We start from the raw sequence: 20,772 nt of genomic DNA on the forward strand, positions 1-20,772 counted from the left end.
ATCAAAGCTCGGCGAGGAACCTTTCGGCGCGGCGGGCGAAGAGGTAGGACTCGCGTTCGTTGGATCGCTCGTGGGCCTTGTCGGCGGCGGCTCGCACGACGCCCGCGGGTTCGCCGCGGGCGTGGAGCAGGCGCGCGCGCAGCAGCAGGACAAGTCCTTCGGCGTAGCGTTGGCCGTAGGCATCCAGGGCCCGGTCCGCTCGGTCGAGGGCGGCGCCTGCCTCGTCCGGCATGCCGGCGGCCAGCCACATTTCGGCGATCAGTGCGTGGTGGCACGCGACGCCCCACCGCGGAGGGTCGACCAGCGTCCCGGCCAGGAGCTGTTCGGCCTCCGCCGCGGTACCGGCCGGGTTGTCGCCGGTGAGGGCGCGGGCCCAGTACCAGTTCAGCCGTATGTAGTTTTCCTGCTGGATGGCGGCGCGGCCCGTACCGACGGCCATCCACCGCTCGATCGTGCGCATCACCCAGTCCGCGTCACCGGCCATCGAAGCGATGATGGTGATGTAGTACGCCCAGGTCGCGACGGCGTACAGGTCCTCGGGGCCGTTCCATTTTTCGATCATGGTCCCCGCCGTCTCGGCGTCACCGTGGAGCGCGGTCACGACGGCCAGCCAGCCGGGCCACTCACCCGAGACGTCACGCCGGATCGGGGTCTCGCTGTGCGACGAGACCACCCCGTCGAGAAGGGCGGGATTGTTCCCACTGAGGCACCGGTATGCCTCGCCGATGTTGCCGCTGTCCCACTGATGCAGGCCCCAGGCTTGCCGGCCGTACACCTGGACGACCGGATCGCAGGACGCCTCCCCTTGCTCGGACAGCCGGCGGACCAGATGTTCGCGGTCCCACTCCAGGAAGGTGTAAGCCCCGAACAGACGAGCAAAGAGGAGGCCGGCGGCCTCGACCTCCCGCCCGAGTTGGCGCGCCAGGTGTTCCGCGCGCTCCAGCAGATCGAACGTCGTGCCGCCGAACCCGGCCTGCCGGCGCGGGGCGATGGCGAGTAGCGAGAGGGCAGAGAGCTCGAGTTCCGGGAGCCCGGCGGTTCGCGCGATCTGGGCGGCCAGTTCGAGGTGCCGATCGGCGGCCGCGACCGCGAGCTTGGTCGCGGCGCGGCGGCCGGCGCGCTTCAGTACCTCCACGGTGCGAACCGGGTCGGCGAGGGGGCCGGCGGCCCGCAGGTGGTAGGCGAGGCGTTCGGTGATCGACTCGTCGTCGGCTTGGCTTTCTTCGAGTGCGTCCGCGATGCGCAGATGCAGCCGGATGGCCTGCTGATGTGCCGTTGTCTCGGTGACCGACTCTCGAACTATGTCGTGCGCGAAGCGCCACGAGAACGGGTCCTGGGGCCCCGATTCGAGCAGGCCGAGCGCGCGCAGCGGTTCGAGGCGTTCGAGGCAGTCCGCGATGTCGACGCCGGCGGCGCGGGCGAGCAGGCCGAGGTCGAGGTCACGGCCGATGAGTGCCGCGACCCGCAGCAGGTCGCGGCCGCCGTCGTCGAGGCCCGTCATCCGATCGCGGACGACGTCTCGCACCGTGGACGGCACCCCGGCGCGGGCCGATACGGCGCCGTCGCCGACCGCGCCACGGTCGACGAGGAGCCGCGACAGTTCGCGGACGAAGAAGGGATTGCCGGCGGTGCGAACGTGGATGTCGCGGGCGACGTCCGTGCCGGGTTCGTGGCCGGTCTCGCGACGGATGAGTTCGGCCACGTCGGTCAGGCTGAGCGGGCCGAGTCGGATCCTGCGATGGCTGTTCAGCCGGCTGGCGGCGGCCAGTACTCGCGAGAGGTCGGAGCCGGGTCTGGGTGCGCGGTCGCGAAGGGCGCCGATGATCGCGGTGCCGGTCGGTAGCCGGCCCGCCAGGTGGCCGAACAGCTGGAGCGAGGCGGCATCAGCCCATTGAAGATCGTCCATGACGAGCAGCACCGGCCGTTCCGCTGCGGCCTGGCCAATGACGGTGACGACCTGCTCGAACAGACGGAACTGTCCGCGGGCGCCGGAAACCGGCGGCGCGGCGTCATCGTGTCGAGATTCGAGGAGACTGCCGAGTTCGCTGGCCAGCCACTTCTCGCGCGCCGACGCGGGCAGGCTGTCAAGAACAACAGAGAGCGCCTGCTCCCACGGCCACATCGATGGTGTTCCGTCGCCTTCCAGGCAGGAAGCCCAGACGACGAACGCGCCGCGCTGGTCCGCGGCGGCAGCGGCCTGCTCCAGCAGGCGCGTCTTGCCCGCCCCCGGTTCGCCTTCGACGATGCGGAGCCCGGTGCGGCCCGCGAGCGCCTCCTCGATGGCTTGCCGCAGCACTCCGAGCTCCTCGCGCCGGCCGACCAGGCCGGCTGCCCGCCTCGCCGGTACACGTTCGCCCTCGCTCTCGTGCTCCACGCTCGCCCGGACGGTCGGCCTCGGGGTCTGCGTCAGCACGCGCAGGTGCGCGGCCTGCAGCTCCGGGCCGGGGTCGATGCCGAGCTCCTCGGTGAGGCGGTCGCGGACCGCGTGAAACGCTGACAGCGCCTCCGCCTGCCGTCCCGCGGCGCCGAGGGCGGTGATGAGGCTGGCCTGTACGGGTTCGTGGAACAGTGCCATCGACGCGGCCAGCCGCAACGGCGGGATCACCCGCGCCGGTTGGCGCAACGCCACGGCCAGCTCGGCCGCTGCCGCGCCGGCGGCATGGAACTCCTCGTCGAGGGCGGCCAGGACCGGAGGCACGGTCGATCCGTGGAAGACTCCGTCCCCCGCCGGACCCTGCCAGAGGCCGAGCGCTTCGACGTAGTGGTCGAGCGCCACTTCGCGAGCCTGCTCGGCGAGAGCGGCCTGGGCTGCTTTGAGGAGTTCCCGGAACGTGACGAGGTCCAGCATGCCGGGACCGGCGATGAACACGTACCCGTTGCCGCGGCGGTACAGGTATGTACCAGCCTGCCGAGCGGGGAGCGCGGGTTCGAGCACCCGCCGCAATGCCCCGATGTACTTGTGGATGACGTTGAGCGCACTGGCCGGGACGTCATCGGCCCAGATCAGGTCGATCAGTTCTCTCGTGCTCACCGGACGGCCCACGCGAGCCAGGAGCAGCGCCAACAGCTGCGCCTGCTGACGGGGGCCAGGGTCCAGTTCGGCGCCATCACGCCACAGGCGTAACGGACCGAGAATCTGCAGGCACGGCGTACCTGCGCCGGCAGGCGGATCCCCGCCGTCGGGCCGAACGGGATAGGAACGCCCCGCCATGTCTGTCGACTCCCGGATGGACATGACAGCTTTGTCCGCCTGCGACCTCTATCGGACCGCCGCGCGCCGAGTCTAGCCGAGCTGGGGCGGGCCTACCACACGGAGTGGGAGCGGCTGCGCGAGCGAGACCCGTTGTGCGTCGTGGTCCATCTCGACGAGGACCGGGTGGTCGGCAGCGCGGTGTCCCAGGCGGCGGCCGTCGGTACGAGACCGCGTGCGCCTACGCCGTCGGGATCACCACCCCAGGTGGTTTCACCCGCTACTCGCAGCGGGCCACCCGCACACCGGCCGGCTCGCCGAGATGTGGCTGGCCGCCGGGAGGCTGGTCGAGGCCGCCGCCGCCCTCGACCGGGCCGGCTCGTTCCTCATGAGCTTTGCCCGCCACGACACGGTCCTTCCATGGGCCACGTTCACCGTGAACGTGGGCGTCGGGTCTGGATGGCGTGGCCCGGTCAGGTCTCTGTGCCGGGCGTGGCGGCCTTTGCTGGGCGGTGGGTGAGCGCGAGTGCCGCGCCGGCGGCGAGGAGAACCGCGAGTGCCGCGAAGCCGTAGGTGAGGGTGGTGAGCGTGGCGACGGCGGCGACAAGCAAGGGGCCACCTGCGTCGCCGAGTTCGCGGCCGAGTTCGGCGGCGCCCATGGTCTGGCCGAGGCGGTCCGCGGGGGTGCCCGCGGCCAGCGCCGCGAAGCCCAGCGGGGTGATCACGCCTGTGCCCATGCCGATCAGGGCAGCGCCGACGAGCACTCCGGTCAGACCCGGCAGCGTCGCACCGACCAGACCAGCGGCGGTGATCGCCAGGCCCGCGGCCAGACCGGAGCGGGTCGTGAGGCGTCCCTGGTCCAGCGCGCGCCCGGCCCATGGCTGGGTGAACGCCGCACAGGCGGCGAGCACGGACACGGCGGCGCCGGTGGCCATCGGGCTCAGCCCGGCGGCTCGGCCGGAGACGGGCAGAAAGCCGACCCCGGTCGACAGGGCCGCCGTCGCCGCGGCCAGCGCGGCGGTCGGGGCGAGGAAGACCGGATCGGCCAACCGCCGGGCCAGGTCCAGCACCGTCTGTCGGGCCTTGGGCAGTGGCGGTACGCCGGGAACGGCCAGCACAGCCCAGAGGGCGACCGCCGCGCCGAGCATCGCCAGCACCGCGAACAGCAGCCGCAGGCCCCCGGCCCACACGAGCACCCCGCCCAGCAGCGGGCCGAGGGTATAGCCGATCGACTTGTAGAAGCCGTAGGAGCCGAACGCCCGGCCATGTTTCGCGGCCGGGTTGAGCCTGGCGACCAGCGCGGACGCCGAGGGAGAGAACGCCGAGGCCGCGGCGCCCTGGCCGAGGCGGGCGGCCCACAGCCAGCCGGGGCTGTCCGCGACGGCATACAGCGCGGAGGCGATGGCGAAGGCCACGAGCCCGCCGAGCAGGACCGGCCGGGCTCCCACCCGATCGGCGAGACTGCCGAACACCGGCTTGAGCAGCACCTCGGCTCCGTCGTACAGGGCGAGCAGCCCGCCGAGCACCATGAGCGAGGTGACCGCGTCCGTGGAGAAGCCGCCGAGGTTCGCGGCGATGCCATGCGCGCCGAAGGCCGTGGTGAACCCGGCCGCGTAGAGCGGCCACATCTGCCGGGCCGGCGCCGCCCGGACCGTCGCCGACCGCGTCATCGGTCGTGTAGGGCGCGGAAGGCGAGCTCGGCGTGGTTCTCGCGGGCCGTGGCGCACTCCTTGAGCCATCTGGTGGCCTCGGCCGCCTCCGGTGCGCCGAACACGTCCCGCGCGGTCAGGTCACGATGCCAGCGGCGCGGCCGCCTCAGGCTAGGCAGCTCGGTAGCCGGGGATGTCGTCGACGCGACGGTAGACCGGCAGGCCCCGCTCCTGGGCGATCTGGACGTCCTGGTCGGCGCCGGTGGACTCACCGGGTAGCCGGAGTACCGCGTCGCAATGCTGTAGCAGGCGTTCCGCGGTGGGGTACATGATCTGTTCGGCGACCGGATCGGTTGGGCCGGCGCCGCCCGCGCCGCGCAGCACGGGCAGCGCGACCCACTCTCCGATCATCGGGACGTGGCCGCTGCGGAAGATCGGCCAGGCAGCCTCCTCCAGGCGGGCCAGGTTCCGCGCCATCAGATCGGGATCGTCGCCGGTGCCCGAGCGGTAGGGCCCCGCGATAAGAATCAGCATGGTGCCAACCGTATCGTGCATGACTCGGCATGAACAAGAAGGAACGTGCATGCTTGCCGCTCAACGCCGCGACCTTCTCCTCGAACGCCTGCGCACTGACGGCCGGATCATCGCCAAGGTCCTCGCCGCCGAACTCGGCCTGTCCGAGGACAGCATCCGCCGCGACCTGCGCGACCTCGCGGCGGCGGGCTTGTGCCAGCGCGTCTACGGCGGTGCGCTGCCCGTCTCTCCGGCGATCGCTGACTACGCCGCACGCCAGGACGTCGAGGTGCCCGGCAAGCAGCGGGTGGCGGTCGCCGCGGCCGCGCTGATCGAACCGGGCAGCACCGCGATCCTCGACGGCGGCACGACCGCGTTGGCCGTGGTGCATGCGCTGCCCGTCGACCTGCGGGCCACCGTCGTGACGCACAGCCCGACCGTGGCGAGCGCGCTGGTCGACCACCAGGACGTGGAGGTCTACCTGATCGGCGGTCGGCTGTTCAAGCACTCGATGGTCGCTTGCGGCGCCGCCGCCGTGGAGGCCGCGCGCGGGCTGCATGCCGATCTGTTTCTGCTGGGCGTGACCGGCGTGCACCCCGAGGCGGGGCTTACCACCGGCGACGCGGATGAGGCCGCGATGAAACGTGCCCTGGCGCACCAGGCCGCCGACACCTACGTGCTGGCGAGTTCGGAGAAGATCGGCGCGGCGTCGCGGTTCGCCGTGCTGCCGCTGACGGAGGTCGCCGGGGTTGTCACCGACGCGAGCGCGGACAACCCGACGGTGCGAGCGCTGGACGTGCCCGTTATCCATGCTCCGTAACGCGCGTCGCCCGTTGGCCCGATGGCCCGATGGCCCGATGGCCCGGATCTACGGCGTGACGGCCGGCTCGGCGCTCGCGTCCGCGTGGTAGCGGCCGATGGGGACGACCATGGGCGTGCCGGAGACGGGGTCGGGGACGACCCGGGCGCGGATCCCGAAGACGGTGGTCACCAGCTCCTCGGTCACGATCTCGGACGCGTCGCCGGCGGCGACGACGGCGCCCGAGCGCATGGCGATCAGATGGTCGGCGTAGCGGCAGGCCAGGTTGAGGTCGTGCAGCACGATCACGATCGTCTTCCCCTCCTGCCGGTTGAGGTCCGTGAGCAGGTCGAGGACGTCGACCTGGTGGCTGACGTCCAGGAAGGTCGTCGGCTCGTCGAGCAGCAGCAGGTCGGTGCCCTGGGCCAGGGTCATCGCGATCCAGACCCGTTGGCGCTGCCCGCCGGACAGCTCGTCGACGGACCGGGACGCGAGCTCGACGGTGTCCGTCACCACCAGCGCCCGCGCGACGGCCGCGTCGTCGCCGGGGCCGAGCTGGCGGAACCAGCCCTGGTGCGGGTAGCGGCCGCGCGCGACGAGGTCGACGACCCTGATGCCGTCCGGCGCCGCCGGCGACTGCGGCAGGATGCCGAGCTTCGCGGCGACGGCCTTGGTCGGCAGCGAGTGGATGTCCTTGCCGTCCAGGTACACCGCGCCGGACGCCGGCGCGAGCAGCCGGGCGAGGCCGCGCAGCAGCGTCGACTTCCCGCACGCGTTCGCGCCGACGATCACGGTGATCCGGCCGGTCGGGATGTCGACCGACAGGTCCTTGACGATCTCCCGCTCGCCATACCGGAGCGTCACCGCCTGGCCGGACAGCCGGGCCTGGGCCACCGTGGTCGTGCTTCCCCCGGTCGTCATCGTCCACTCCTTGGTGTTGTCCAGGTCGTCGCCCGCCGGTCGTGCTGTCGCCATCCGTCCGCCGGTGCCTGCCTGGCACAGCGGCCGGGCACGGCGGCCACGTCGGTCGGCCGCCGTGGTCCGTCGGTCCGGTCCGTCGGTCCGGTCAGCCGCCGCGGCCGGTTCGGTTCGTGGCGGCGAGCAGCCACAGCAGGTAGGGCGCACCGATGATCGCGGTCACCACACCCACCGGGAAGTCGATGGAGGGGATGGCGTGCTGGCCGATGAGGTCCGAGGTCGTCATCACCAGGGCGCCCACGAGCGCCGCCGGGAGGATCGCCGCCTCGCCGTCGACGACGAGGCGACGGGCGATCGGCCCGGAGGTGAAGGCCACGAACGCGACCGGCCCGACGGCCGCCGTGGCCACCGCCGTCAGCGCGACGCCGAGCAGCAGCAGCGCGAGGCGGGACCGTTCGACGGTCACGCCGAGCGCCCGCGCCACGTCGTCCCCGGCCCGCAGCACCGCGAGCCGCCGGCCGGACAGCAGCACCAGCGGGACCAGCACGGCCAGGGCCAGGCCGAGAGGCCGGACCGTGTCCCACGACTTGGCGTTGAGGCTGCCGGTCAGCCAGCCGAGCGCCTGCCGCGCCTCGTACACCTTGGAGATCGTCATTACGTACGAGATGACGCTGCTGAGCATCGCCCCCACCGCGATGCCGATCAGCACCAGGCGGTAGCCGGTCACGCCTCGGCGCCAGGCGAGCAGGTACATGATCGTCGCGGTGACCAGGGCGCCGACGAAGGCGACGACCGACACCGGGTAGCCGCCGAGCCCGAACCCGACGATCGCGATGACGGCCGCCGCGCTCGCGCCGTCGGTGATCCCGATCACGTCGGGGCTGGCCAGCGGGTTGCGCAGCAGCGCCTGGAAGATGGCGCCCGACATCCCGAACGCGGCGCCGGCCAGCACACCGGTGAGCGCCCGGGGGAGCCGGATGCTGGTCACGATGTAGCCGTCGCCGCCCTCGTCGGCGCCGATCAGGGTCCGCACGACGTCGAGCACGGGGATCTTGACCTCGCCCAGCGAGAGCGAGACGCACAGCACGCAGAAGCACAGCGCGGCCAGCGTGAGAATCACGCCCACCTGGCGCGCGTCGCGGACCCGCCGCGCCCGGACGACGGCCGCCCGCGCCGCCGCGTCCAGCTCCGCCGCGGACCTCGCCCGCGCCGCCGCGGACATGTCCCCGGATGCGGGGGCCGGCCCGGGCCGAACGGTGGCGGCGGACGTGGACATCGATGACGTGGACATGGACGCGGGCTCCGGGTTGGCCTGAGAGGTCGGGGACGGGGCTCCTGCTGGATCGGCCCCGCCGATCCAGCAGGTCCGTGTCACAGCTCGGCCATCCGCTGGCGGCGGACGAGCGCGATCAGGAACGGGCCGCCCAGGAACGCCAGCACGACACCCACCTGCAGCTCACCTGGCCGGGCGATCACCCGCCCGAGCACGTCCGACGCGAGCAGCAGGATCGGGGCGATCAGTGCCGCGTACGGGAGGATCCAGCGGTGGTCCGGCCCGGTGAAGGGCCGGGCGAGGTGCGGCGCGAGCAGGCCGATGAACCAGATCGGCCCGGCGATGGAGGTCGCCGTGGCGCACAGCACGACGGCCAGGCCGGCGACGCCCGCGCGTGCCACCCCCACCCGTTGCCCGAGCCCGCGCGCGACCTCGTCGCCGAGGGCGAGTGCGTTGAGCAGCCGCCCGGAGCACAGCGCGGGCAGCGCCGCGACGGCGACGAACGGTGCCAGCTCGGCGACCAGTTCCGGGCGCCGGCCGGCGAGCGAGCCGACGCTCCAGAACCGGAACTGGTCGAACGTCGCGGTGTCGGTCAGCAGCACGGCCGTCGTCGCCGAGAGCATTGCGGCCTGCACGGCCGCGCCGGCGAGCGCGAGCTTCACCGGCGTCGCGCCCCCGCCGCCGACCGCGCCGATCGCGTAGACGAGCACGGCGACGGCGAGGGCACCGGCGAACGCGAACCACACGTAGCCGAGTGCCGAGGTGATCCCGCCGAGGCTGATCGCGCACACGACCGCGAACGCCGCGCCGCCGTTGACCCCGAGCAGCCCCGGGTCCGCCAGCGGGTTGCGGGTGACCGCCTGCATGATCGTGCCGGACAGACCCAGCGCCACGCCGACCAGCAGGCCCGCGAACAGCCGCGGGATCCGGTTGATGACCACCTCGTGGTCGCTGTTGCCCGGCTGCTGGTGGCGCAGCGCGTCGAGGATGACGCCGAGGCCGACCTGCCGCGCGCCGACGGCGATCGCGAGCAGCGACACCGCCAGCAGTAGGACGGCGAGCCCGGCGAGCCCGAGCATCAGTCGTCCCCGACGCCGTGACGCCGCCGGCACCGCTCCAGCCGTCCCGGCCGCGCGGGCCGCGCGGACCGGGGCTGACAGGTCGGGTGATCGGTCAGCCCCGGCCGGCGTCACTGGTAGCGGCGGAGCCGCGACCGTGACGTCGGCCGATGTGGTGGGCGTCGCCGACGGCGGCACGGTTGGGGTCATCGATCAGGCTCCGGCCTTGCCCGCGGTCTTGTCGAGGTACGGCCGCAGCTTGTCGAGCGAGTACGGGATCGACAGGGGCGACGGCGTGTTCAGGCCGACGATCGTCGCGTAGTCGAGGACCGCCACCGTTCCCGGAAGCTGGTCGAAGCCCGGGATGTCCCCCAGGTCGCTCTCGTCGCCGCCGTTGATGAGGAAAGCCAGGAGGTCGGCGCGCAGCAGGTCGGCGCGCTCGGTGCTCACGTTGACCCTCGTCTCACCGGTCTTCGCGGCCTCGTCGAGTACCGGCTGGTAGAGCTTCATGCCGAACTCCTCGAAGAACAGGCTGGAGCCGTCCTTCGGGTCGCCGACGATGTACATCGAGTCGCCGACGATGTACTGGGCCAGGGCGAACGTCTTGCCCTTCAGCTGGGGCAGCTCCGCGGCCGCCGCCTTCACCGGCGCGTCGGCGTCGGCGATCACCTTGTCGGCCTTCGCCGTGTCGTTGAGGAACTGCCCGGCGGTGTGGGTGAGGTCCTGCCAGGCGGGCACCGCGTCGCCCGGCGGGCCGGCGATGGTCGGCACGCTCGCGGACAGCAGTTTGTAGGTCTCCTCGTCCTGGATCGCGTAGGCCGCGACGACGAGGTCCGGGTGCAGCGCGAGGATCTTCTCAACCGGCAGCCCGTCGGTCACCGAGATCTTCGTGGCGTCCGCGGGGAGCTTCTCCCACGGGACACCGCTCGCAGGCATTCCCGGGTCGACCGCGTACGCGATCGGCTGCACGCCCATCGCGAGCATCACATCGGTCCACTGCAGGTCGAGGGTGACGACCCGCTTCGGGATGGTCTTGATCGTGGTACTGCCGTAGACGTGCTGGACAGTGACCGGGGTGGACAGGGTCTGCGAAGGGGTGGCCGAGGCCGCGGGTGCCTGGTCGTCGTCGTCGGAGCCGCAGGCGGCGGCGGTGCCGGCGAGGAGCACCGCCGCGACCAGCGCCAGGACCATTCGCCACATTCGGCTGGATCTGAGCATGAAGTTAGCCTTACCTTAGTTATCAGTCGATCGTCATCCAGCCGACCATGTGGCGTCCGTCACACGTCAGGCCGGACGCCTCGCCATGCCCGCCCGTCCGGGGCGGCTCGCGCAGTGCGTAGCGCGCATCGCCGCAGGTCATAGCATGACATATTTAGCTTTGGCTTACCTAAGCTGATAGACACCTGGGGTGGCTCGGCTGCCCGGCCCGAACCGGACGGTGCGGGGCCGGCCCTCGCGCGTGGCGCGGCGTATCCGGCGCAACCCTTGGATCTGCCCGGACCCGACGGAAGGAGCTGCCCGTGAACGTCGTCGTGCCACCGCCCACCGACGGTGGTGCGCCGCCCGCCGATGGCGACGCGCCGGCGGCCCACGACGGCACCGCGCACGCCGGCATCGCCCACGCTGGCGCCGCGCACTCCGGCGCCGTGCCGTCGACCGGCACGGCAGGCCTGGCGGGCGGCGATCAGCCGACTGGCGGAGATCTGCTGCGGGCGGCGGTGCGCGGCCAGCGGCGCCGGCTGGCCGGCGGCGTCGTGGGGGCGATCTGTCACCAGGGCGGCGAGGCCCTCGTGCCCGTCCTGATCGGTGTCATCATCGACCGCGCGGTCGCGACCGGCGCGACCAGCGGCCTGCTTGCCTGGCTCGGGGCGCTCGCCGCGGACTTCGTCCTGCTGTCCCTGGGCTTCCGGTTCGGCTTCCGGGTGACGGTGAACGCCTCCGAGTGGGCCGGGCATGACCTGCGCCTCCGGGTGGCGGCACGCGTCGTCGACGACCGCGGCGGGGCCGAGGAGGGCCGCCTCGCCGGCGAGCTCACGAACCTGGCCACCAGCGACGTCCGGCGTGCCAGTGCCGTCAACCTGGTCATGCCGGGCGGCACCGCCGGGTTCGCCGGCCTGGTGGTCGCGGCCGTCGCGCTGCTGAACGTGTCGATCGTGCTCGGCCTGCTGGTGCTGCTCGGCACGCCCCCGCTGCTGTGGCTCTCGCACCTGCTGGGCCGGCCGCTGGAGCGGCGCAGCGCGGTCGAGCAGGAACGCGCCGCGCGCGCGTCGGGCGTCGCCACCGACCTGGCCACCGGTCTGCGGGTGCTCAAGGGCATCGGCGCGGAGGATGCCGCGGTGGCCCGTTACCGGCGTACGAGCCAGGACTCGCTGGCCGCGACGCTGCGGGCCGCCCGGGCCCAGGCGGGGTTCGACGGCGCGGTGCTCGTGCTCAACGGGATCTTCCTGGCGGTGGTGGCGCTGCTCGCCGGGCGGCTGGCGGCACACGGCGAGATCAGCATCGGCGGTCTCGTCACCGCGGTGGGGCTCGCCCAGTACCTGCTCAGCCCCCTGGGCATGGTGACCACCGTCATCGGCCAGTTCGCCCAGGCCCGAGCGTCGGCCACGCGGATCGCCGCTGTCCTCGGCGCGCGGCCGGCGGTGGCCGGCGGGCGGGCGGACCCGCCGGCGCACCCGCACGGCCGCCTGCGGATCGGCGGCCTCGCCTGCGTCGACGGGCTGCGCGGCGTCGACCTCGATGTCGCCCCGGGAGAACTGCTGGGCCTGGTCGTCACCGACCCGGACGCCACCGGCGCCCTGTTGCGCTGCCTGGCGCGCGAGCGCGACCCGGACGCCGGTGTCGTCGAGCTCGACGGCGTGTCGCTCGCGGACCTCCCGCCCGGCGAGGCCCGCCGGCTGCTCCTCGTCGCCGACCACGACGCCGACCTCTTCGCGGGCACCCTCGCCGAGAACGTCGCCTCCGGCCTCGCCGCGGACGGACCGGCCATGTTCGCCGCGGCCGACGCGCCGACGCGCGCCGCCGCCCTGTCGTCGGCGCTGGCGGCGGCAGGGGCCGACGAGGTGGCGCGGGCGCTTCCCGACGGCGTCGACACGGAGATCTCCGAGTTCGGTCGGTCGCTGTCGGGCGGCCAGCGCCAGCGGGTCGCGCTCGCCCGCGCGCTCGCCGCCGACCCTCCCGTGCTGGTGCTGCATGAGCCGACCACCGCCGTCGACACGGTCACGGAGGCCCGGATCGCCACCGGCCTGCGCGAGCTGCGGCGCGGGCGGACGACGGTGCTGGTCGCGACGAGCCCGGCGCTGCTGGCCGTGACCGACCGGGTGGTGATGCTCGACGGCGGCGGCGTGCGGGCCGACGGCACGCACCGCGACCTGCTCGACAGCGACGCCGGCTACCGCGCGGCGGTGCTCGCGTGACCGCCCCGGGCGGATCGACGGCCGGCACGGCGCCGGGGGCGGTGCTGCTGCCGACCGCGAGCGGCGCGCGCACCGGGGCCGCCGTCGGCGAGCTGTTGCGGCCGCGGTGGGCGCTGGCCGTCGCCGCGCTGGTTGCGGTCGCGGCGGCGACGGGCGTCGGGCTGCTGACGGCGCCGATCCTCGGGCACCTCGTCGACCTCGCCGTCGACGGTCACCGGGCCGCCGCGATGACGACGCCGTTCCTGTTCCTGGTCGTGGTCGCGGTCGTCGCCGGGGCGCTGACGGTGGTCGGTGAGTCGCTGGTCGCGCGCCTCGGCGAGGACATGCTCGCCGAGCTGCGCGAACGGCTGGTGGCCCGGGCGCTGCGCCTGCCGCTGGAGCGGGTCGAGGCGGCGGGGACGGGTGACCTGACCGCCCGGGTAACCAACGACGTCGGGATGATCGCCGACGTCGTCCGGTCGGCGCTGCCGCAGTTCGCCCGCGCCGGTCTGACGATCGGGCTCACCCTGGTCGGCATCGCGGTGCTCGACTGGCGTTTCCTGCTGGCCGCGCTGCTGGCCACCCCGGTCCAGGCCGCGACGGTCCGGTGGTACGCGCGGACCGCGCCGCCGGTGTACGCCACGCAGCGGATCGCCGCCGGCGCCCAGCAGCAGCAGCTCCTGGAGACGGTCGGCGGCGCGGCGACGGTCCGGGCGTTCCACCTTTCCGCGCGCCAGCTGGGACGGGTCGAGGAGCGGTCCGCGACGGCTGTCCGCTGGACGCTGTCGGGGACCGCGCTGATCACCCGGTTCTTCGGCCGGCTGAACCTGGCGGAGTTCATCGGGCTCGCCGCGGTGCTGTCCACCGGTTTCCTGCTCGTCCGGCACGACGCGGTCAGCATCGGCACGGCGACCGCGGCGGCGCTGTACTTCCACAACCTGTTCAACCCGATCAACGCCGCCCTCAGCCTCGTCGACGACGCCCAGGCCGCCGGCGCGAGCCTCGCCCGCCTGGTCGGCGTCATCGACCTGCCGGACGAGACCGCCACGGCCGCGGCACCGCCCCCCCAGGGCACGCGCGCGGCGGACGGCAACGGGCGTCGCACCGCGCGGCCGCCCGCCGAGGCGTCTTCCGTCGTCTCCACTGCTTCCGTCTTCTCCACTGCCTCCACCGGACCGGCCCCCGCCGGCGTGCTGGCCGGGGCCGGCCAGCAGGTCGCGACGGCGAGGCCCGTGGCGCCCGGCGTCCTGGTCGAGCCGAGCGCGGCGTCCGTGAGCGTGGCCCGGGTGACGTTCGGCTACCGCCCGGGGCATGACGTGCTGCGGGACGTCGATCTCACGGTCCGGGCGGGGGAACGGGTCGCGCTGGTCGGCGCGAGCGGCGCCGGCAAGACGACCCTGGCCAAGCTGATCGCGGGTATCCACCTGCCGTCACGCGGCTCGGTGTCGATCGGCGGTGTCCCGCTCGACGAGCTCGGGCCGGCGGCGACGAGGCGCACCGTGGCGCTGGTCACCCAGGAGGTGCACGTCTTCGCCGGCCTGCTGACCGACGACCTCCGGCTGGCCGCGCCGGGCGCCACCGACGACGAGCTGCGCGCGGCGCTCGACACGGTCGGGGCCCTCGCCTGGGTGCAGCTGCTGCCGGCGGGCCTGGACACTGTCGTCGGCGAGGGCGGCCACCGGCTGACCGTCGCCCAGGCACAGCAGCTGGCGCTCGCGCGCCTGGTCCTCGCCGACCCGCCGGTCGCCATCCTGGACGAGGCCACGGCCGAGGCCGGCAGCGCGGCGGCCCGCGCACTGGACGCCGCCGCCGACGCGGCGCTGCGCGGCCGCACCGCCATCCTGGTCGCCCACCGGCTCGCCCAGGCGGCCACGGCCGACCGCGTTGTCGTGCTCGACGAGGGCCGCGTCGTCGAGTCCGGCCCGCACGCCGAGCTGCTGACCACGCCCGGTCCGTACGCCACCCTCTGGTCCGCCTGGACCGCCCACCGTCCGGACGCTCCTGGCGGGTCCGTGCCGCCCCTCGCCCCGAGGAGGGCCTGATGGCCGCCGACCTGGCCGCGGCTGATCTCGCCGAGCTGCGGCGGCCGGTCCGCGGGCGGACGATGGTGGGAGCCGTGCTGCAGGCGCTGGCCGCGGTGCTGGCGGTGACGCCGGCGGTCGTGCTGGTGGAGATCGCGCGGCGGCTGCTGAACGGGTCAGGGCAGCCCGTGTGGCCGCTCGCGTGGCTGGCGGTCGGGCTGCTCGTGGCCCGGTTCGTGCTGTACGCGTCGGCGAGCCTGCTCAACCATCTCGCCGACGCGGACCTCGCCTACCTGCTGCGCCGCCGCCTGACCGAGCAGCTGAGCGCGCTGCCGCTGAGCTGGTTCGCGGGCGGCGTGTCTGCCCGGGTGCGCGCCACGGCGCAGGACGACGTCGCGACGCTGCACCACGCGGTGGCACACGCCCGCGGGGACCTGGCCTCAGCCGTGGCCGGCCCGGTGGTGGTCGTCGGCTACCTGCTCTGGGTGGACTGGCCGCTGGCCCTGCTGACGGTGGTGATGGTCGGCGCGGCCCAGGCGATCCGGATGCGGGTCCAGGTCCGTGCCACGGAACAGATGGGCCGCATCGCGGCGGCGAACACAGAGCTGACGGCGGCGGTGCTCGAGACGGTGCGGGGCATCAGCGTCGTCAAGACGTTCGCCGGCGGCCGGGGCGCGGCGCGGTTCACCGCGGCCGCGGCGCAGTACGTCGACGCCGACGAGCAGGCACAGCGGATCTTTCTGCGGCCCCGCGGCGTGGCCAGGGCGACGGTCGCCCCGGCGACCGTGGTGTTCGCGGTCACCGCCGTCGGGACCGGGCTGGTCGCGGCCGGGTGGAGCGACCCGGTGGACCTGGTGGCCTTCACCCTGCTCGCGGTCGGCCTGTTCGAGCAGCTCACCCCGATCTACCTCGCCCAGGACCTGCGGGAGAGCGCCCAGGGAGCGGCCGGCCGCATCGGCGAGCTGCTGCGGGAGCCTGCGCAGCCGGCCGTCGAGCACGGGCGGGCCCGCGCGGTGGGCACCCCGCTGACGGTGGAGTTCGACGACGTCCACTTCGGCTACGCGGACGGGCACCGGGTCCTGCACGGCGTAAGCGCCACACTCGCGCCGGGCACCGTGACGGCGCTGGTCGGGCCGTCCGGGGCGGGGAAGTCGACGCTGGCCATGCTGTTGGCGCGCTTCGCCGACGTCTCCGAGGGCGCCATCCGGCTCGGCGGCGTCGACCTGCGCGACCTCGACCGGGACGACCTGTACCGCCACGTCGGGTTCCTGCTGCAGGACGCCGTCCTGCTGCGCCGCTCGATCCGCGACAACATCGCCCTGCCCGTCCCGGACGCGAGCGAGGAGGCGGTGCGCGCGGCGGCCCGCGCGGCCGCCGTCGACGACCGGGTCCTGGCGCTGCCGCGAGGCTACGACTCGGTGGCCGGCGAGGACGCCCTTCTGTCCGGCGGGGAGGCGCAGCGGGTCGCGATCGCGCGGACCCTGCTCGCCGGGACGCCGATCGTCGTCCTCGACGAGGCGACCGCGTTCGCCGACCCGGACTCCGAGGCCGCGATCCAGGACGCGCTGGCGGAGCTGGCCGCCGGCCGCACCCTGCTCGTGATCGCGCACCGCCTTTACACGGTCACCGAGGCCGACCAGATCCTGGTCCTCGACGAGGGGCGCATCGTCGAGCGCGGCCGGCACGGCGACCTGCTCGCCGCCGACGGGCGCTACGCCCAGCTCTGGCACGCCCAGCAGGGGAGTGAACTGTGACGGACGATCCGCTGCGGGGCCTCATCCCGGCCGGTCAGCACCGGCCGCTGGGCCGCTACCTGGCGGCGGTGGCCGCCTACGCCGTGAGCGAGGGCGTCGCGTTCGGGGTGCTCGTCCCACTGCTGATCGCCCTGCTCGACGGCCGCGCCGCCACCGCCGCCTGGTGGCTGATCCCGCTCACCGCCGCCGCCGGGGTTGGCTGGTTCGCGCACTACTACCTCGGGTCGCGGGCGCTGCGGATGTCCTCGGCCTGGCGCCGCGCTCTCTACACCCGCATCGGTGACAAGGTCGTGACGCTGCCGCTGGGCTGGTTCGACGGGCCGAGGGCCGGCCAGGTGCCGCAGCTGATCGTCGGTGACGTGGCCCGGGTGGCGAGCACTGTCTTCCTCGTCCAGGCCCTCCTCGGCGCGGTCCTGACCCCGGCCACGATCGCGGTGTTCCTGCTCGTCTTCGACTGGCGGGTCGGGCTCGCGGCGCTGCTTGTCGTCCCGGTCGTGCTCGCCGCGCTCTCGGTCGGCCGCCGGCTGACGGAACGTACCGAGGCGGCCAACCACGCCGCGACCGCCGAGGCCGGCAGCCGGCTGGTCGAGTTCGCCGGCGCCCAGCCGACCCTGCGGGCCACCGGCAACGCCGCCGCCGGCCGCGTGGGCCTCGACGAGGCGCTGGCCGCCCAGCACCGGGCGGCGCGGCGCGAGATCGTCGGCTCGCTGCCCGGCGAGTACCTCGGCGAGCTCGGCATCCAGCTCGCCTTCACCGCGCTGCTCCTCACCGGCCTCGCCCTGGCCACCGACCATCAGCTCGCGCCGGCCCGGATGATCGCCGTCGTCGTCCTCGGGATCAGCCTGCTGCGCCCGCTTGACGCGCTCGTCGGCCTCGGCGGGGTGCTGCGGGCCTGCCAGTCGTCCGCCGGGCGGATCGACGAGCTCCTCGCGGTCGAGCCGCTCCCGGAGCCCGCGGCCGGCCAGCCGATCGGCGACGCCGGGATCGAGCTCGCCGACGTCCGCTTCGGCTATCCCGGCGGCCCCGAGGTGTTCACCGGGCTGACGCTGACGATCCCGGCCGGCCGCACCACCGCGCTCGTCGGCGCGTCCGGCTCGGGGAAGACCACCGTCACCAAGCTCATCGCCCGCTTCCACGACGTCGGCGCCGGCTCGGTGCGCGTCGGCGGCGTCGACGTCCGCGAGCTCACCAGCGCCGAGCTGCTCGGCCACATCGCGCTCGTGTTCCAGGACGTCTACCTGTTCGACGCCACCCTCGAGGACAACATTCGCTTCGGCAACCCCGACGCCACCCCGGAACAGGTGCGCGACGCGGCCCGGCGCGCCCAGGTGGACTCCATCGTCGCCCGGCTCCCGGACGGCTGGGTCAGCCGCGTCGGCGAGGGCGGCCGGCTGCTGTCCGGCGGCGAACGCCAGCGCGTCGCCATCGCCCGCGCCCTGTGCAAGGACGCGCCCATCGTGCTCCTCGACGAGGCCACCGCGTCCCTCGACACCGAGAACGAGGCCGCGGTGCACGCGGCCCTGGCGGAGCTCGCCGTCCACCGCACGGTCCTGGTCATCGCGCACCGCCTCGACACGATCGTGCGCGCCGACCAGATCGCGGTCCTCGACGGTGGCCGCGTCGTGGAGTGCGGCCCGCATGCCGAGCTGCTGGCCCAGGACGGGCGATACGCCGCCTTCTGGCGCGAACGCGGCCGCGCCCGCGGGTGGCGGCTGCACGCCGGCGAGCGCCTGGACCGGGAGCCCGCCGACCAGACAAGCCCATAAGGCGGGTGCCGCGCTCTCCGAGGTGGTCGCGGCCCTGGCGTCGGGCGGTGGCCGGTCCTTGCCGTCGTCCGCCGGTCGGTTTGCCGGATGTAGGTTAACCTGGCCTTACTTGTCGGGCCGGACTGTGGGGCGGTTGGTGCGTACTGTCACGGACGGCGTTCCCGCCGAGCGTCCGCCGGCCCCCTCGGCACACCCGCCGAAGGGCGACGCGACGGCGACGCACCCGCCCGTCCCGGTGGTCGGTACGTCCGCGGCGATCCTCGCGGTCGCACCGGTGCCCGTGGCCGTCGGGGAGTCCCAGGCCACGCGGCTGCGCCAGGCCCGCTGGCGGCTGTGGGAGCCGCGGCGGCGGCGGTTGCCAGGTCTGACGCTCGCGGTGGTCGTGCTGGCCGGGGTGTGCCTGCTCAGCGTCTGGATCGGCGCGAACCATCTCCCGTTCACCGTCGTGTGGCGGGTCCTGTGGCACGACGACGGCTCGCAGGCCGCCGTGGTCGTCCACGACCTGCGGATCCCGCGCACGCTGCTCGGCCTGGTGGTCGGCGCCGCGCTGGGCGTCGCCGGAGCGCTGACGCAGGCGCTGACCCGCAACGACCTGGTCGAGCCGGGGATGCTCGGGGTCAGCATCGGCGCGTCCGCCGCGGTCGTCGTCGCGATCTCGGTCTTCGGCATCACGAGCCCGGCCGGCTACGTGTGGTTCTCGCTCGTCGGCGCCGCCGTGACCTCGGTCGCCGTGTTCGCGATCGGCGCCACCGGCCGCTCGGGGACGTCGCCGGCGACCCTGGTCGTGACCGGCGCGGCCGCCACCGCCGTCCTCGGGTCGTTCGTCTACGCCGCGCTGCTGCTCGACACCCGCACGTTCGACCAGTTCCGGCACTGGGACGTCGGCTCGCTGGCGGTGCGGGGATCGGGCAGCCTGACCGCGACGGCGCCGATCATGGCGGCCGGTCTCCTCATCGCCTGCACCCTCGGCCGCCCGCTGAACGCCCTCGCGCTGGGAGATGAGGCGGCGCGCGGGCTGGGCGTCCGCCTGCACCGCGCCCGGGTGTCGGGTGCCGTCGCCGTCGTCCTGCTCTGCGGCGGGGCGACGGCCGCGGCCGGGCCGATCACGTTCGTCGGCCTGGCCGTCCCGCACATCGCCCGCGTGATCGCCGGTCCCGACAACCGCTGGGTCCTGCCGTACTCCGCGGTGCTGGCCCCGGTCCTGCTGATCGGCTCGGACCTCGTCGGCCGGGTGATCATCGCGCCGGGAGAGCTGCAGGTGGGGGTCGTCACGGCCTTCGTCGGGGCGCCGGTGTTCATCGTGCTGTGCCGCCGCGCGAGGCTGGGCCGGGCGTGACCACAACCGCCGCCACCTCCGCCGCCCGCCCGTCCGTGTGGCGCCACCGGGTCGCCCGGTTCGGCGGCGACGCGGTGTCCGTCCGGGTCGTCCCGCGCTCCGTCGCGCTGAGCTGTGGTTTCGTCGTGGTGATCGTCGCCGCCGGCGTCGCCACGCTGACCACGGGGGACTACTCGATCCCGGTCGGCGACGTCGTGCGCGCCCTGCTCGGGCACGGCGACGGCGGCACGGACTTCGTGGTCAACACCCTGCGGCTGCCGCGCCTGCTGACCGGCCTGCTGGTCGGCGCCGCGCTGGCGCTGTCCGGCGCCATCTTCCAGAGCGTCTCGGACAACGTGCTGGGCAGCCCGGACATCCTCGGCTTCACCACCGGCTCGGCCACCGGCGCGGTCATCGTCCTGCTGGTCCTGCGCGGCGACGCGACGCAGGCGTCGCTGGGCGCGCTGGCCGGCGGCGTCGCCACCGGCGCCGCCGTCTACCTCCTGGCCTACCGGCGCGGCCTCGCCGGCACACGGCTGGTCCTCGTGGGGATCGCTACGGCGGCGCTGCTCAATGCCGTCAACTCCTATCTGATCACCCGGGCGACGCTGGCGGACGCGGTCACGGCGCAGGTCTGGCTGATCGGCAGCCTCAACAGCCGCGGCTGGGAGCAGGTCCGGCCGCTGGCCGTGGCCCTGGTCATCCTGGTGCCGATCGGCGTGTACCAGGGCCGCCGGCTGGCCTACCTGGAGCTGGGGACGGACACCGCGAAGGCCCTCGGGGTCGACGTCGAGCGGTGCCGCCTCACGCTCGTCACGGTCGCGGCGGCGCTGGCGGCCACCGCGACGGCGGCGGCCGGCCCGGTCGGCTTCGTCGCCCTGACCGCGCCGCCGCTCGCCCGCTGGCTCACCGCGGCGCCGTCGCCGCCGCTGGTCCCGACCGCGCTGGCCGGCGCGGCGCTGGTCACGGTCAGCGACCTGGCGGCGCAGCGCCTGTTCGCCCCCACCCAGCTCCCGGTCGGCGTGGCGACCGCCGCCATCGGCGGCATCTACCTCGCCATCCTGCTGGTCCGCCAGCGGCGGTCGGCGTGACACCGCGCGGACGGCACCCACGGGTGACGGCGC

The 20,772-nt window shown here is 74.2% G+C and carries 16 protein-coding genes; 7 read left to right on the forward strand and 9 right to left on the reverse strand.

Annotated elements, in window-relative coordinates:
- Position 1: 1 nt before the first annotated feature.
- The 5 genes from BCD48_RS26680 to BCD48_RS26690 all read right to left on the reverse strand — a co-directional run bounded on the left by BCD48_RS26680 (position 2) and on the right by BCD48_RS26690 (position 5,373).
- Positions 2 to 3,235, reverse strand: coding sequence for an ATP-binding protein (locus tag BCD48_RS26680; protein WP_083419240.1), 3,234 nt, complete (start codon positions 3,233 to 3,235; stop codon positions 2 to 4).
- A 235-nt stretch (positions 3,236 to 3,470) separates the two neighbouring features.
- Positions 3,471 to 3,596, reverse strand: a complete 126-nt coding sequence (locus tag BCD48_RS55020) for a hypothetical protein (RefSeq protein WP_274536581.1) — start codon at positions 3,594 to 3,596, stop codon at positions 3,471 to 3,473.
- A 67-nt stretch (positions 3,597 to 3,663) separates the two neighbouring features.
- Positions 3,664 to 4,860 carry an MFS transporter gene (locus BCD48_RS26685; protein ID WP_198543399.1) on the reverse strand — a complete coding sequence of 399 codons (1,197 nt, stop codon included), beginning with the start codon at positions 4,858 to 4,860 and terminating at the stop codon, positions 3,664 to 3,666.
- Positions 4,857 to 5,111, reverse strand: coding sequence for a Chromate resistance protein ChrB (locus tag BCD48_RS56860; RefSeq protein ID WP_397428701.1), 255 nt, complete (start codon positions 5,109 to 5,111; stop codon positions 4,857 to 4,859). The genes BCD48_RS26685 and BCD48_RS56860 overlap by 4 nt, the downstream gene beginning before the upstream one ends.
- Positions 5,011 to 5,373, reverse strand: coding sequence for a DUF4406 domain-containing protein (locus BCD48_RS26690; RefSeq protein ID WP_198543400.1), 363 nt, complete (start codon positions 5,371 to 5,373; stop codon positions 5,011 to 5,013). Before BCD48_RS26690 ends, BCD48_RS56860 begins: the two co-directional genes overlap by 101 nt.
- 49 nt (positions 5,374 to 5,422) lie before the next feature.
- On the opposite strand from BCD48_RS26690, the gene BCD48_RS26695 reads away from it, so the two are divergent.
- Positions 5,423 to 6,172 (forward strand): DeoR/GlpR family DNA-binding transcription regulator, encoded by a 750-nt coding sequence (locus tag BCD48_RS26695; protein WP_071051129.1) that lies wholly within the window; start codon positions 5,423 to 5,425, stop codon positions 6,170 to 6,172.
- A 48-nt stretch (positions 6,173 to 6,220) separates the two neighbouring features.
- On the opposite strand, the gene BCD48_RS26700 is transcribed toward BCD48_RS26695, so the two are convergent.
- The 4 genes from BCD48_RS26700 to BCD48_RS26715 form a co-directional block, all read right to left on the reverse strand.
- Positions 6,221 to 7,126 (reverse strand): ABC transporter ATP-binding protein, encoded by a 906-nt coding sequence (locus BCD48_RS26700; RefSeq protein WP_491677174.1) that lies wholly within the window; start codon positions 7,124 to 7,126, stop codon positions 6,221 to 6,223.
- A gap of 91 nt (positions 7,127 to 7,217) precedes the next feature.
- Positions 7,218 to 8,360: a FecCD family ABC transporter permease gene (locus BCD48_RS26705; RefSeq protein WP_116271675.1), complete on the reverse strand. Its 1,143-nt coding sequence runs from the start codon at positions 8,358 to 8,360 to the stop codon at positions 7,218 to 7,220.
- Positions 8,361 to 8,440: 80 nt separating this feature from the next.
- The gene (locus BCD48_RS26710) at positions 8,441 to 9,610 is read right to left on the reverse strand and encodes a FecCD family ABC transporter permease (RefSeq protein WP_198543401.1); all 1,170 of its coding nucleotides are present in this window, start codon (positions 9,608 to 9,610) and stop codon (positions 8,441 to 8,443) included.
- A gap of 3 nt (positions 9,611 to 9,613) precedes the next feature.
- Positions 9,614 to 10,618 carry an ABC transporter substrate-binding protein gene (locus tag BCD48_RS26715; RefSeq protein WP_083419241.1) on the reverse strand — a complete coding sequence of 335 codons (1,005 nt, stop codon included), beginning with the start codon at positions 10,616 to 10,618 and terminating at the stop codon, positions 9,614 to 9,616.
- Between the two features lie 302 nt (positions 10,619 to 10,920).
- Here BCD48_RS26715 and BCD48_RS26720 point away from each other — a divergent pair, with 302 nt between their 5' ends.
- The 6 genes from BCD48_RS26720 (at position 10,921) to BCD48_RS26750 (ending at position 20,739) form a co-directional block, all read left to right on the forward strand.
- The gene (locus BCD48_RS26720; RefSeq protein ID WP_083419242.1) at positions 10,921 to 12,813 is read left to right on the forward strand and encodes an ABC transporter ATP-binding protein; all 1,893 of its coding nucleotides are present in this window, start codon (positions 10,921 to 10,923) and stop codon (positions 12,811 to 12,813) included.
- Positions 12,810 to 14,834 (forward strand): ABC transporter ATP-binding protein, encoded by a 2,025-nt coding sequence (locus tag BCD48_RS54095; RefSeq protein ID WP_083419243.1) that lies wholly within the window; start codon positions 12,810 to 12,812, stop codon positions 14,832 to 14,834. The genes BCD48_RS26720 and BCD48_RS54095 overlap by 4 nt, the downstream gene beginning before the upstream one ends.
- Positions 14,834 to 16,567, forward strand: coding sequence for an ABC transporter ATP-binding protein (locus BCD48_RS26735; protein WP_071051133.1), 1,734 nt, complete (start codon positions 14,834 to 14,836; stop codon positions 16,565 to 16,567). Before BCD48_RS54095 ends, BCD48_RS26735 begins: the two co-directional genes overlap by 1 nt.
- Positions 16,564 to 18,333, forward strand: coding sequence for an ABC transporter ATP-binding protein (locus BCD48_RS26740; RefSeq protein WP_083419244.1), 1,770 nt, complete (start codon positions 16,564 to 16,566; stop codon positions 18,331 to 18,333). Before BCD48_RS26735 ends, BCD48_RS26740 begins: the two co-directional genes overlap by 4 nt.
- A 136-nt stretch (positions 18,334 to 18,469) precedes the next feature.
- Positions 18,470 to 19,669, forward strand: coding sequence for a FecCD family ABC transporter permease (locus BCD48_RS26745; protein ID WP_241842005.1), 1,200 nt, complete (start codon positions 18,470 to 18,472; stop codon positions 19,667 to 19,669).
- On the forward strand, positions 19,666 to 20,739 hold the full coding sequence (locus BCD48_RS26750) for a FecCD family ABC transporter permease (protein WP_071051209.1): 1,074 nt from the start codon (positions 19,666 to 19,668) through the stop codon (positions 20,737 to 20,739). Before BCD48_RS26745 ends, BCD48_RS26750 begins: the two co-directional genes overlap by 4 nt.
- Positions 20,740 to 20,772 lie beyond the last annotated feature (33 nt).

The sequence above is a fragment of the Pseudofrankia coriaricola genome (assembly GCF_001854805.1).
GTDB lineage: Bacteria > Actinomycetota > Actinomycetes > Frankiales > Frankiaceae > Pseudofrankia.

Coding starts and splice junctions, on each gene's coding strand:
- BCD48_RS26680 (WP_083419240.1), bottom strand. CDS start 3,235: ATGTCCATCCGGGAGTCGACAGACATGGCGGGGCGTTCCTATCCCGTT.
- BCD48_RS26685 (WP_198543399.1), bottom strand. CDS start 4,860: ATGACGCGGTCGGCGACGGTCCGGGCGGCGCCGGCCCGGCAGATGTGG.
- BCD48_RS26690 (WP_198543400.1), bottom strand. CDS start 5,373: ATGCTGATTCTTATCGCGGGGCCCTACCGCTCGGGCACCGGCGACGAT.
- BCD48_RS26695 (WP_071051129.1), top strand. CDS start 5,423: ATGCTTGCCGCTCAACGCCGCGACCTTCTCCTCGAACGCCTGCGCACT.
- BCD48_RS26700 (WP_491677174.1), bottom strand. CDS start 7,126: ATGGCGACAGCACGACCGGCGGGCGACGACCTGGACAACACCAAGGAG.
- BCD48_RS26705 (WP_116271675.1), bottom strand. CDS start 8,360: ATGTCCACGTCATCGATGTCCACGTCCGCCGCCACCGTTCGGCCCGGG.
- BCD48_RS26710 (WP_198543401.1), bottom strand. CDS start 9,610: ATGACCCCAACCGTGCCGCCGTCGGCGACGCCCACCACATCGGCCGAC.
- BCD48_RS26715 (WP_083419241.1), bottom strand. CDS start 10,618: ATGCTCAGATCCAGCCGAATGTGGCGAATGGTCCTGGCGCTGGTCGCG.
- BCD48_RS26735 (WP_071051133.1), top strand. CDS start 14,834: ATGGCCGCCGACCTGGCCGCGGCTGATCTCGCCGAGCTGCGGCGGCCG.